General features: G+C 56.5%; 10 protein-coding genes. 3 read left to right on the top strand and 7 right to left on the bottom strand.

What is annotated here, in order from left to right:
• Positions 1-189: 189 nt before the first annotated feature.
• Both AC3IX4_RS02600 and AC3IX4_RS02595 read left to right on the top strand, forming a co-directional pair.
• Positions 190-3639 carry an adenylate/guanylate cyclase domain-containing protein gene (locus AC3IX4_RS02600; protein ID WP_489259099.1) on the top strand — a complete coding sequence of 1150 codons (3450 nt, stop codon included), beginning with the start codon at positions 190-192 and terminating at the stop codon, positions 3637-3639.
• 103 nt (positions 3640-3742) lie between these two features.
• The gene (locus AC3IX4_RS02595) at positions 3743-4792 is read left to right on the top strand and encodes a patatin-like phospholipase family protein (protein WP_489259098.1); all 1050 of its coding nucleotides are present in this window, start codon (positions 3743-3745) and stop codon (positions 4790-4792) included.
• A gap of 172 nt (positions 4793-4964) precedes the next feature.
• Here the strand turns inward: AC3IX4_RS02595 and AC3IX4_RS02590 are convergent, their stop codons facing one another.
• Together AC3IX4_RS02590 and AC3IX4_RS02585 are read right to left on the bottom strand one after the other, a co-directional pair.
• Positions 4965-5486 carry a single-stranded DNA-binding protein gene (locus AC3IX4_RS02590; protein ID WP_489259097.1) on the bottom strand — a complete coding sequence of 174 codons (522 nt, stop codon included), beginning with the start codon at positions 5484-5486 and terminating at the stop codon, positions 4965-4967.
• Positions 5487-5495: 9 nt separating this feature from the next.
• A complete protein-coding gene (locus tag AC3IX4_RS02585) occupies positions 5496-6887 on the bottom strand; it encodes an MFS transporter (protein ID WP_489259096.1) in 1392 nt (463 codons plus the stop codon).
• Between the two features lie 129 nt (positions 6888-7016).
• Between AC3IX4_RS02585 and uvrA the strand changes: the two genes are divergently transcribed.
• Entirely contained in the window at positions 7017-9851 is a 2835-nt protein-coding gene (gene uvrA / locus AC3IX4_RS02580; protein ID WP_489259095.1) for an excinuclease ABC subunit UvrA, read from the top strand.
• A 66-nt stretch (positions 9852-9917) separates the two neighbouring features.
• Here the strand turns inward: uvrA and bfr are convergent, their stop codons facing one another.
• From bfr to rpsK, 5 genes are all read right to left on the bottom strand, one after another.
• Positions 9918-10382 (bottom strand): bacterioferritin, encoded by a 465-nt coding sequence (gene bfr / locus AC3IX4_RS02575; RefSeq protein ID WP_489259094.1) that lies wholly within the window; start codon positions 10380-10382, stop codon positions 9918-9920.
• A 383-nt stretch (positions 10383-10765) separates the two neighbouring features.
• Complete coding sequence (rplQ, locus tag AC3IX4_RS02570; RefSeq protein ID WP_489259093.1) at positions 10766-11152, bottom strand: 50S ribosomal protein L17; 387 nt, start codon at positions 11150-11152, stop codon at positions 10766-10768.
• A 42-nt stretch (positions 11153-11194) separates the two neighbouring features.
• Positions 11195-12196 (bottom strand): DNA-directed RNA polymerase subunit alpha, encoded by a 1002-nt coding sequence (locus AC3IX4_RS02565; protein WP_003176403.1) that lies wholly within the window; start codon positions 12194-12196, stop codon positions 11195-11197.
• Between the two features lie 22 nt (positions 12197-12218).
• Positions 12219-12839 carry a 30S ribosomal protein S4 gene (gene rpsD / locus AC3IX4_RS02560; RefSeq protein ID WP_489259092.1) on the bottom strand — a complete coding sequence of 207 codons (621 nt, stop codon included), beginning with the start codon at positions 12837-12839 and terminating at the stop codon, positions 12219-12221.
• A gap of 18 nt (positions 12840-12857) precedes the next feature.
• A complete protein-coding gene (gene rpsK / locus AC3IX4_RS02555; protein ID WP_002555466.1) occupies positions 12858-13247 on the bottom strand; it encodes a 30S ribosomal protein S11 in 390 nt (129 codons plus the stop codon).
• Position 13248: the final 1 nt, after the last annotated feature.

The following is a 13248-nucleotide window of genomic DNA, read 5'->3' as shown; positions in this document are numbered from 1 at the left end:
CCGTTGTCTTCCAGTAAGCGAATTTTACTTCTCGATAGAACGATACAAACGTATCTTTGACATGGAAGGTTAAAAGACTGCCCGAACGTACTGGCCCAATGACTTCAGTTCGTCTTTCGCCAGATCGATGTCACGCTTTCCCGTCTTTTGACTGGTCTTCTTGAATACCTGAAAAAGAGAAGAGATCGTATGCGCTGCGCAAACTGCGGATTCGAGAATCCCTCTGGGGCCAGCTTCTGTGAAGCGTGCAGCGCTAGTCTCTCTCGCAACTGTCAGCGCTGTGGCCATAAGGCGAGCCTTTGCGCCAAATTCTGCAGTGAGTGCGGCGCACCGCTGACCGAGGCGCCTACTGCGCCAGTATCGAACCTCACTCCTGTTTCAGAGCCTTCTCCAGCGCCGATTCAATACACGCCCCACCACCTTGCCGAGCGCATCCGCGCTGAACAGGCCGCCATGGAAGCCCGGGGCGAGCCCGCCGGTGAGCGTAAGACCATCACGGCACTGTTTGCCGACATGGCCGGCTCCATGGCCTTGATCCACGATCTCGACCCGGAAGAGGCCCAGCGCCTGATAGAGCCCGTTATCGCGTTGATGATGGAAGCCGTCCATCATTACGAAGGCTACGTAGCCAAAACGTTGGGGGATGGCATCCTCGCGCTCTTCGGCGCCCCTATCGCCCATGAGGATCATTCGCAGCGGGCGCTCTATGCGGCACTGCGTATGCAGCAGGCGATACGTAAACATGGCGATCGTATTCGTCTGGAGAAAGGGATTCCGCTACAAATCCGCGTTGGCATCCATACCGGAGAAGTCGTGGTGCGTTCGATACGCATGGACAATTTGCACACCGATTACGATCCGGTCGGGAATACGATCCATATTGCATCCCGAATGGAGGGAATCGCCGCACCATCGTCAATCCTCGTGAGTGAGCCCACTTACAAACTGGCTGAGGGTTATTTCGAATTCAAGGCGCTGGGGGCCACTCAGATCAAAGGCATTCCCGAACCGCTAGTTGTGTACGAAGTGCAGGGTCTCGGCGCGCTACGCACACGCTTGCAGGTGGCGGCACATCGTGGGCTGGCCACGTTCGTCGGCCGACAACTCGAACTCGACCACCTACACCGGGCACACGAGAAATCCAAAACGGGCCACGGGCAACTCGTTGCCGTGGTCGGTGAGGCCGGAGTTGGGAAGTCGCGACTATTCCATGAGTTCAAGGAACGCTCCCGGCGCGGGTGTCTGGTATTGGAGACGTTCTCCGTCTCACACGGCAAGGCCTTTGCCTACTTTCCGCTCATCGAGCTTCTGAACAACTATTTTCAGATCACAGCCCAAGACGATGAGCGACGCTGCCAGGAAAAGGTGATGGGCAAGACCCTGATGCTCGATCGCAGCTTCGAGGATCTCGTTCCCTACCTGCTCTATCTATTAGGTATTGGAGAACACGGCTCGGCGCTTACGGAGATGGCTTCTCAGATTCGACGCGAACGCACCTTCGACGCGATCACTCAACTTCTGACGCGCGAGGCCCTCAATCAGCCGATTGAACTACTATTCGAGGATTTGCAATGGCTGGACTGCGAGACGGAAGCATTCCTCGCGTATTTCATCGAACGATTGGTGAGCACCCCAATCTTGCTCCTCGTGAACTACCGGCCCGAGTATCTGCCTGCTTGGACGGCGGAACACTGCATCCAACTGCGACTCGAACCGCTGGGCCCGTCTGAAGCACAGGGACTGCTTACGGCCCTACTTGCAAATGACCCCACCCTCATCCCTCTCAAACAGCTCATCTTGGAAAAGACAGATGGCAACCCTTTTTTCATTGAAGAGGTGATTCAAACGCTGGTCGAGGAAAAATTGCTGCTCGGTGAGCCTGGTAATTACCGGACCGAGCAAACTCCGGCTGAACTGCATATTCCTACTACCGTGCAGGGTGTGCTCGCCGCCCGTATTGACCGGCTACCCGTTGCGCAGAAGGAATTGCTACAGACCCTCGCCGTTATCGGCAAAGAGTTTCCGTTCAGTCTGATTCAGTGCATCTGCGTGGGACGGGTTGCTCGGACGGACGACGATTTGCGCGATCTTCTGGCCCGACTGGAGGCCGCTGAGTTCATTTACCAGTGGCCCGCGTTTCCAGAGGTGGAGTATTCGTTCAAGCATGCACTGACCCAAGAGGTCGCGGGCCACTCGCTACTTACAGAGCGGCGTAGCGTGCTGCACGAACGCACAGCGCAGGCCATCGAGGCGCTGTTCCCCACCCGTATTGCGGACTACTGCAGCGAACTGGCGCACCACTACCGACTGAGCGGCAATATCCCGAAGGCTGTGGAATACCTGCAACGTACGGGGCAACAGGCACTCCAGCATTCCGCCCAACTCGATGCGATGAGTCATCTCGACGCGGCGCTGGAATTGCTCAAGCTTTTACCCGAGACGCCCGCACGTGATCATCAAGAGCTGACATTATTACTCTCCCTGGGGCCCGCCTTGATGGCCGTGCGCGGCTATTGTGCGCACGAGGTAGCGGCCACTTACACTCGCGCACTGGCGCTTTGCACGCAACTAGGTGACGACTCGGTGCTTTTCCCTGCTTTGCTGGGACTACGAACTTACTACTCGTTGCGTGCTGACTACGCTACCGCCTACGAACTGGGTGAACGATTGCTCACTGTTGCGCAATCTGCACAGGATTCGGAATTGCTTGTGGATGCACATGCTGCATTGGGTTCGACATTGTTTTTCCAGGGAAATCCGCGCAATGCCCTGGAGCATCAGGAGCGGGCGCGTGCCCTCTACATCCCAGACCGTCATCGCCCACATCCCATTGCGTACGGTATGGATCCGGGCTACGGCCTGATATTTTCGTCCTGGAGTCTTTGGTACTTGGGTTTCCCAGATCAGGCAAGCAAGCGCAGCCGGGACATTCTTACTCTAGTCCAGAAGACTTCCCACCCATTTACCTTGGCCTTCACCCTGTCCGCTACGTCGATACTGGGACAGTTTCGGCACGATGTACAACTCGCCGAAGAGTGTGCAGATGCCGCCATCAATATTTCACTGGAGCGAGGGTTTCCGCTTTTTTTGGCATGGGGGAATATTCTTCAAGGCTGGGCTCGCGCTGAGCAAGGAAACGTTGACGAGGGAATCACTCAGCTAACTAATGCTATCGCGACTTACCAAGCAGCCGGAGCTGAGCTTGGATGCTCTTATTTTTTGGCTTTATTGGCCGCAGCTCATAAGCGCGCCGGGCATCGGCAGGCCGGATTGGATACCGTGACCGACGCCCTGTCTACGGTGAGCCGAACAGGCGAGCACTTTTACGAGGCAGAACTGTACCGGCTCAAAGGAGCTCTTACCCTTCAATGTCTGGACGAAGGCGAACAGGATTCCCCCCTGCGATGGGAAGCGCAAACCTGCTTTCAAAAGGCGATCACGATTGCTCGACAACAAGGCGCAAAGTCACTCGAGCTACGAGCCACAGTGAGCCTTGCTCAGCTTTGGGCAACACGAGACAAAGAGGTAGCCCAGCAAATGCTGGCAGACATTTACAGCTTTTTCACCGAAGGCTTCGACAGCGTTGATTTGCTACAAGCCAAGGCGCTGCTCGATGCATGGTCATCACGCGGAGAGTGAACGATCGATGACCCAATAGCGCTAAATGGAGTATTAGCGAGCGACGAGAAGAGGCATCGTACCAAGTTCCCGATTCGGCTCAGCACCGACGAGGAGATTAAGAATGACCATGCAGAACGATAAGCCTCGGGGCAGCGATGAGCGAAAGCCGATCACGCTAGCTTTACAGGGCGGCGGAATGCATGGTGCTTTCACTTGGGGGGTGCTTGATCGGCTACTTGAGGACGGCAGGCTTACCATTGAAGGGGTAAGTGCAACCAGTGCCGGCGCGATGAATGCCGCTGTACTGGCCTTTGGTATGCTGCAAGGTGGTGAGGCCGGTGCCCGCGAAGCGCTGCACGATTTTTGGTACGCCGTGGCGCAGTCCGCCAAACGTTATAACCCATTGCGCTGGATGCCATGGCTGAAAGGGACGCACAGCTTCGGTCTGGACTATTCACCCATGTATACGTTCGCGGACATGGCGCTTCGAATATTCTCGCCTTACCAGTTCAATAGCCGCAACTTGAGTCCATTGCGGAATGTGCTGGATAAACAGGTAGATTTTGCAGTCTTGCGAAGCCAATGCCCATTCCACCTCTATCTATGCGCGACCAATGTCGAGACGGGGAAAATACGCATTTTCACGGGCAAGGACCTCTGCGCCGAAGCGGTGCTTGCTTCGGCCTGTGTGCCGACCTTGTTCCAGGCGATCACAATCGATGGGCAGCACTATTGGGATGGCGGTTACATGGGCAACCCGGCCATTTTCCCGTTGATCTATCACTGCAATACGCGCGATGTGGTGATTGTCCACATCAACCCGCTCGTCCGCCCGGGAGTGCCCATTACAGCCGCCGACATCCTCAATCGCATCAGTGAAATCAGCTTCAATTCGTCGCTCATGCGCGAGATGCGCACGATCGCCTTTGTCACCGACCTCATACAGCAAGGCAAGATCGATCGCAATGAGATGAAGGAGATGCTTATCCACTCCATTAAGTCCGACGCGGCGATGTGCGCGCTCAGCGTGTCGAGCAAGTACAACGCGGACTGGGAATTCCTTTGCGGACTGCGCGACAACGGACGCCGCGAGGCCGAGGCGTGGCTCACGGATAACTACTCGAATATTGGTGAGCGGTCGAGTATCGACATTAGAAAGGAATTTCTTTGAGATCCTTGCACAACAACCACTCCCTGAAAAAGAGGGAGATATTAAGCAAAGATAACTCGCAAACAACCAACACACCTTCCCAAATCTAAAATTCAGACCCACATCAAGATAAAAAAGCCCCTGAACTAAATGACCAGGGGCTTTCTAAATACAGACTTACAAACTTGACTACCTAGAACGGAATATCGTCATCAAAGCTGTCGAAATCTGGAGCTGGCTGCGGCGCTTGCTGCTGCGGCGCTGGAGCCTGGCGCTGTTGTGGCGCTTGTTGCGGGCGCGGGGCGGATTGACGAGGCGCCTGCTGGTTGTAGTTGTTGCCACCCTGAGGCTGGGAGCCGTCCTGGTTCTGCGGACGGCCGCCAAGCAGCTGCATGGTGCCTTGCATGTCGACGATGATTTCAGTGGTGTAGCGCTTGATGCCGTCTTTTTCCCACTCGCGGGTCTGCAGCTTGCCTTCGATGTAAACCTGCGAACCCTTGCGCAGGTATTCGCCGGCGATTTCGGCGACCTTGCCGAACATCGAAACGCGGTGCCACTCGGTGCGCTCGACCTTCTGGCCGGTTTGCTTGTCAGTCCACTGCTCGCTGGTGGCCAGGCTGAGGTTGGTCACTGCGTTACCGTTAGGCAGGTAACGTACTTCAGGATCCTGACCGCAAGTGCCGACCAATATGACTTTGTTAACCCCACGGGCCATAACGTTCTCCTAGGCTTCGCACGTCTGGGAAGCCGGATTGACCAGGCGTTCCAGGGACGAGCGATCCAAAATTTCAGTATCCAATTTGATATAGATGGCGGCTTCATCTGCCACCACTACCGCATCTGTTACACCCGGCACGGCGCGTAGGCGCTCGGTCAGGCCTGCTTCCCGTATCGCTTCTGGCGATAAAGGCATACGCAGGCTAGTCACATACGGAGGTTCGCGCATAGTAACAGCTATGGCCAGCCATAGGGCGCAGAGCCCGGCGCAGCCGATGAACACCATGCTTAAGCCCCCGTGCTGGAACAGCCAGCCACCAAGGATTCCACCCAAGGCCGCCCCCAGGAACTGGCTGGTGGAGTACACGCCCATGGCCGTACCCTTTCCGCCTGCTGGCGACACTTTGCTGATCAAAGAAGGCAGCGAAGCTTCCAGCAGGTTGAACGCCGTGAAGAAAATCACTGTGCCGATCACCAACGCCTGCAAGCTGTCGCCGAACTTCCAGAAAAACAGCTCGCTCAGCATCAACACACTGACCGCGCCGAGTAGAACGCGCTTCATCTTGCGCTTCTTTTCACCATAGATGATGAACGGAATCATCCCGAAAAAAGATACCAGCAAGGCTGTCAGGTACACCCACCAGTGTTCCTCCTTCGGCAAATCGGCGCCGACCAATGCCAGCGGCAGGGCCACAAAGCTCGCCATCAGAATGGCGTGCAATACAAAAATGCCAACATCCAGCCGTAACAAGTCGGGATGACGCAGGGTGGCCCCCAACGCCTGCTTGGCGACGCCGGACTCGCGATGTTGCAACGGGCCGGCCGAGCGCGGTACCACAAAGGCCACCAGACCAATGCCCACCACGGCCATGGCAGCGGTTGCCAGAAATAACCCTGAAAGGCCAAACGCGCGGGTCAGCAACGGCCCGGTCACCATTGCCACCGCAAACGACAGGCCAATGCTCATGCCAATCATGGCCATGGCCTTGGTTCGATGCTGCTCGCGAGTCAGGTCAGACAGCAATGCCATGACTGCCGCGGAAATCGCACCAGCGCCTTGTAGGATACGTCCAGCAATCACGCCCCAGATCGAGTCGGCATTGGCAGCCAGCACACTGCCCAGGGCAAAGATGATCAGCCCCACGTAAATCACCGGACGCCGGCCGATACGATCGGAAATCATGCCAAACGGGATTTGCAGGAATGCCTGGGTCAGGCCGTAGGCGCCAATCGCCAGGCCGATCAGGGCTGGCGTGGCACCGGCCAGGTCCATGCCATAGGTGGCCAGGACCGGCAGCACCATGAACATGCCCAGCATACGAAAGGCGAACACCAGGGCCAGACCGCTTGCTGCGCGGGTCTCGCTACCACTCATGCGGTCGCTGTGGAGATCTTGCATGGAAAAACCTCATGTGAACCGGCGGCGATTCTACCAGTCCCATCGATTAACGGCATATACGTGACGCTTTGCCGCGTACTGGCATGCAGCCGTATACTCACGCGTTTATGCCCGCCAAGCGAGGCCGCAGTGGACAAGATCCTGATTCGTGGGGCGCGAACCCACAACCTGAAGAATATCGACCTCACCCTGCCCCGGGATAAATTAATTGTCATCACCGGGTTGTCGGGCTCCGGCAAGTCATCCCTGGCGTTTGACACCTTGTACGCCGAGGGCCAGCGCCGCTACGTCGAGTCATTGTCGGCCTATGCGCGCCAGTTCCTGTCGATTATGGAAAAGCCTGACGTCGATACGATCGAAGGTCTTTCGCCGGCGATCTCCATCGAGCAGAAATCGACCTCTCACAACCCGCGCTCGACCGTCGGCACCATTACCGAAATCTACGATTACCTGCGCTTGCTCTATGCGCGAGTCGGCACGCCTCGTTGCCCCGATCACGACATCCCACTGGAAGCCCAGACCGTCAGCCAGATGGTCGACCTGGTACTGGCGCAGCCAGAGGGCAGCAAGCTCATGCTGCTGGCGCCAGTGATCCGCGAGCGCAAGGGTGAGCACCTGGCGGTGTTCGATGAGCTGCGTGCCCAGGGCTTTGTGCGTGCCCGCATCAACGCCAAGCTGTATGAGCTCGATGAGCTGCCCAAGCTGGACAAACAAAAGAAGCACACCATCGAAGTGGTGGTCGATCGCTTCAAGGTGCGCAGCGATTTGCAGCAGCGGTTGGCCGAATCCTTCGAGACGGCCCTGAAGCTGGCCGATGGCATTGCCCTGGTGGCTGCCATGGACGATGAGCCATTGGAGGAGATGATTTTCTCGGCTCGATTCGCCTGCCCAATCTGCGGCCACGCCATCAGCGAGCTGGAACCCAAGCTGTTTTCGTTCAACAACCCCGCTGGCGCTTGCCCGACGTGCGATGGGCTGGGCGTCAAACAGTTCTTTGACATCAAGCGCCTGGTCAACGGCGAACTGACCCTGGCCGAAGGTGCGATTCGCGGCTGGGACCGGCGCAATGTCTATTATTTCCAGATGCTGGGCTCGCTGGCGGCTCACTACGACTTCAGCCTTGAGGTGCCCTTCAAAGACCTTCCCGCCGATCAGCAGAAAGTCATCCTCCATGGCAGCGGCAGCAAGAACGTTGACTTCAAATACCTGAACGACCGGGGCGATATCGTCAAACGCTCCCATCCGTTCGAAGGCATCGTACCCAACCTTGAGCGGCGCTACCGTGAAACAGAATCGGCTACCGTGCGCGAAGAACTGGCCAAATTCCTCAGCACCCAGCCTTGCCCAGACTGTCGAGGTACGCGCTTGCGGCGTGAGGCGCGTCACGTGTGGGTCGGGGAAAAAACCCTACCAGCAGTGACCGGCCTTCCGATTGGTGACGCATCCAACTATTTCGGCGGCCTCAAGCTGACCGGCCGACGGGGCGAAATCGCCGACAAAATCCTCAAGGAAATCTGCGAGCGTTTACAGTTTCTGGTGAACGTCGGGCTGGACTACCTGACCCTGGATCGCAGCGCCGATACCTTGTCGGGTGGCGAGGCTCAGCGGATCCGCCTGGCCAGTCAGATCGGTGCTGGCCTGGTCGGGGTGATGTACATCCTCGATGAGCCTTCTATCGGGCTGCACCAGCGTGACAATGACCGTCTCCTGGGCACTCTCAATCACCTGCGGGATATCGGCAACACCGTGATTGTGGTCGAGCACGACGAAGATGCCATTCGCATGGCGGACTATGTGGTGGACATCGGGCCGGGCGCAGGTGTACACGGCGGTCAGATTGTGGCCGAAGGCACACCTGCCGAGGTGATGGCGCACCCTGACTCGCTCACCGGCAAATACCTGTCTGGCCGGGTAAAAATCAACGTGCCGGCCCAGCGTACGCCACGCAACAAAAAGCTGTCGCTGTCGCTCAAGGGCGCTCGCGGCAATAACTTGCGCAACGTAGACCTTGAGATTCCTATCGGCCTGTTGACCTGCGTGACCGGCGTCTCTGGCTCTGGCAAATCGACGCTGATCAATAACACCCTGTACCCGCTCAGCGCCACGGCGCTCAATGGCGCCACCACCCTGGAAGCCGCTGCCCACGATAGCTGCGATGGCTTGCAGCACCTGGACAAAGTGGTGGACATCGACCAGAGCCCTATTGGCCGAACCCCGCGCTCGAACCCTGCAACATATACAGGGCTGTTCACTCCGATCCGTGAACTGTTCGCCGGCGTACCTGAGTCACGCTCACGTGGCTATGGGCCTGGACGTTTTTCGTTCAACGTCAAGGGTGGTCGCTGTGAAGCGTGCCAGGGCGATGGCCTGATCAAGGTCGAGATGCACTTTTTGCCGGATATCTACGTACCTTGCGATGTGTGCAAGAGTAAGCGCTATAACCGCGAGACGCTGGAGATCAAGTACAAGGGCAAGACCATCCACGAAGTACTGGAAATGACCATCGAAGAAGCTCGAGAGTTTTTCGATGCGGTACCCGCGCTGGCGCGCAAGCTGCAGACACTGATGGACGTAGGGCTTTCCTACATCAAGCTTGGGCAATCGGCTACCACCCTGTCGGGCGGTGAAGCACAGCGAGTGAAACTGTCACGCGAGCTGTCCAAGCGCGATACCGGTAAAACCCTGTATATCCTCGATGAGCCGACCACCGGCCTGCACTTCGCGGATATTCAGCAACTGCTGGATGTATTGCACCGTCTGCGCGACCACGGTAATACCGTGGTGGTCATCGAGCACAACCTTGATGTGATCAAGACGGCCGACTGGCTGGTGGACCTGGGCCCTGAAGGCGGATCAAAGGGCGGTGAAATCATCGCCTATGGAACGCCGGAAGAGGTGGCTGAGATGAAGCAGTCCTATACCGGCCATTACCTCAAGCCGCTGCTGATTCGCGATCGGGCGTAAGCCTTTTCTGGCCCCATAAAAAAACCTCTGTCATTGACGTGACAGAGGTTTTTTTAATGCTGCGAATCAGAACTGCGATTGCAGGTAATTTTGCAATCCAATGGACTTGATCAGACCTTTCTGCTTTTCCAGCCAGTAGGTGTGGTCTTCTTCAGTGTCAGCCAGTTGAACACGCAAAATTTCGCGGCTGACGTAGTCTTTGTGCAGCTCGCACAACTCGATGCCCTTGCACAGCGCAGCGCGCACTTTGTATTCCAGGCGCAGATCGCTGGCTAGCATCTCCGGCACGGTAGTACCGACATCCAGATCATCAGGGCGCATGCGCGGCGTGCCTTCGAGCATGAGGATACGACGCATCAAGGCATCGGCGTGTTGCGCCTCTTCTTCCATCTCGTGGTTGATGCGCTCATAGAGCTTGGTAAAGCCCCAGTCTTCGTACATACGCGAGTGAATGAAATATTGGTCACGCGCTGCCAGCTCGCCCGTGAGCAACGTGTTGAGATAATCGATGACGTCCGGGTGACCTTGCATCGCCCTGCTTCTCCCTGCTTGAAAGTTAATAGTTTGAACCAAGCTGGCTGGAAGGTCACTCGCCAATCGTTAATAAATGGGCAGATAAGTGAAGAAAAGCAGGCAAATGGTAGGCAATTGCATTGAAAAACCGCCCAAATGAGGGCGTTTCTTCTTATCACTTCGAGTTAGGCCAATTTCACGCCCAACGCATTGAGCAGCCCCACCATTTGCTCTGGGGCAGGCGTTTCTGGGTGTGGATGAAATCGGTCAATTTGAGCGGATCCCACAATGTCCCGACTGCCTTCCTCGGTATTGAGTGACTTGGATCAATAGATTTTTACTAAACGTTAAAAAACAAAAAACCGGGCACTAGGCCCGGTTTCTTGTACAGACTGTTCGTCTTACTCAGCAGCGTCTACAACACCACCGACAGGACGATCAACCAGCTCGACGTACGCCATAGGAGCGTTGTCGCCAGCGCGGAAGCCGCACTTCAGGATGCGCAGGTAGCCGCCCTGACGAGTGGCGTAACGCTTGCCCAGGTCGTTGAACAGCTTACCGACGATTTCTTTCGAACGAGTACGGTCGAAAGCCAGGCGACGGTTAGCTACGCTGTCTTGCTTGGCCAAAGTGATCAGCGGCTCGGCAACGCGGCGCAGTTCTTTAGCTTTTGGCAGAGTAGTTTTGATCAGCTCGTGCTCGAACAGCGACACCGCCATGTTCTGAAACATGGCCTTGCGGTGAGAGCTGGTACGGCTCAGGTGACGTCCACTTTTACGATGACGCATGGTTCATTCCTTACCAAACACTACGTTCGGTGATTACGACGATCAGGCAGTCGCCTTGTCGTCCTTCTTAAGACTTGCAGGCGGCCAGTTGTCGAGGCGCATGCCGAGGGACAGACCGCGGGAGGCCAGAACGTCCTTGATTTCAGTCAAGGATTTCTTGCCCAGGTTCGGAGTCTTCAACAGTTCTACTTCGGTACGCTGAATCAGGTCGCCGATGTAGTAAATGTTTTCCGCCTTAAGGCAGTTAGCCGAACGTACAGTCAGTTCCAGATCGTCAACCGGGCGAAGCAGGATCGGGTCGATCTCGTCTTCTTGCTCGATTACCACTGGTTCGCTGTCACCCTTGAGGTCGACGAACGCAGCCAACTGCTGTTGCAGAATGGTTGCAGCACGACGGATAGCCTCTTCAGGATCCAGAGTACCGTTGGTTTCCAGATCAATTACCAGCTTGTCCAGGTTGGTACGCTGTTCGACACGGGCGTTTTCCACCACGTATGCGATACGGCGAACCGGGCTGAACGAAGAGTCAAGCTGCAAGCGACCAATGCTGCGGCTTTCGTCTTCATCGCTCTGACGCGAATCGGCCGGCTCATAACCACGACCACGAGCTACGGTGAGCTTCATGTTCAAGGCGCCGTTAGACGCCAGGTTAGCGATTACGTGATCGGGGTTAACGATCTCGACATCATGATCCAGCTGAATATCGGCAGCGGTAACCACCCCCGAACCCTTCTTCGACAAGGTCAGCGTAACTTCGTCACGACCGTGCAGTTTGATAGCCAGGCCTTTCAGGTTCAACAGGATTTCAATGACATCTTCCTGTACACCTTCGATGGCGGAGTACTCGTGGAGTACGCCGTCAATCTCGGCCTCGACTACTGCACAGCCAGGCATGGAGGACAACAGGATGCGGCGCAGCGCGTTGCCCAGGGTATGGCCGAAACCACGCTCGAGAGGCTCAAGCGTAATTTTAGCGCGGGTTGGACTGACGACCTGCACATCAATGTGGCGGGGCGTCAGGAACTCATTTACCGAAATCTGCATGGATGCACCTATTTTCTAGCCCTTACTTGGAGTAGAGCTCGACAATCAGGCTTTCGTTGATGTCAGCAGACAGGTCGCCGCGAGCAGGAACGTTCTTGAAAACGCCCGACTTCTTCGCGGTGTCCACATCTACCCACTCAACGCGGCCACGCTGGGCGCACAGTTCAAGGGCTTGAACAATGCGCAGCTGGTTCTGCGATTTCTCGCGAACTGCGACCACGTCACCCGGACGAACTTGGTAGGACGGAACGTTTACAGTCTTGCCGTTTACGCTGATCGCTTTGTGCGAAACCAGCTGACGGGACTCGGCACGAGTAGCGCCGAAGCCCATACGATAAACGACGTTGTCCAGACGGCATTCGAGCAGCTGCAGCAGGTTCTCACCGGTAGCGCCTTTCTTGCCGGCTGCTTCCTTGTAGTAACCGCTGAACTGACGCTCGAGAACGCCATAAATACGACGGACCTTCTGCTTTTCACGCAGTTGGGTGCCGTAGTCGGACTGGCGGCCACGGCGCTGGCCGTGGATACCTGGGGCTGCTTCGATATTGCACTTCGATTCCAGAGCGCGAACGCCACTCTTCAGGAACAGGTCAGTGCCTTCACGACGAGCCAGTTTGCATTTTGGACCAATGTAACGAGCCATTATCTATCGTCTCCTGAATTACACGCGGCGCTTCTTCGGCGGACGGCACCCGTTATGCGGGATTGGCGTCACGTCGGTGATGCTGGCGATCTTATAGCCACAACCGTTCAAAGCACGAACAGCGGACTCACGACCTGGACCTGGACCCTTGACGTTAACGTCGAGGTTCTTCAGACCATATTCCAGCGCAGCCTGACCAGCACGCTCAGCAGCTACTTGAGCAGCGAACGGGGTGGACTTACGAGAACCGCGGAAACCCGAACCGCCGGAGGTAGCCCAGGACAGCGCGTTACCTTGACGATCGGTAATGGTCACGATGGTGTTGTTAAAAGACGCATGGATGTGGGCGATGCCATCAACCACTGTCTTTTTGACTTTTTTACGAGGACGAGCAGCAGGTTTTGCCATG

The sequence above is a fragment of the Pseudomonas sp. KH_021 genome, from assembly GCF_057838865.1.
The sequence above is the reverse complement of the archived record's forward strand: the minus strand, read 5'-3'. Positions and strand labels throughout refer to the sequence as shown.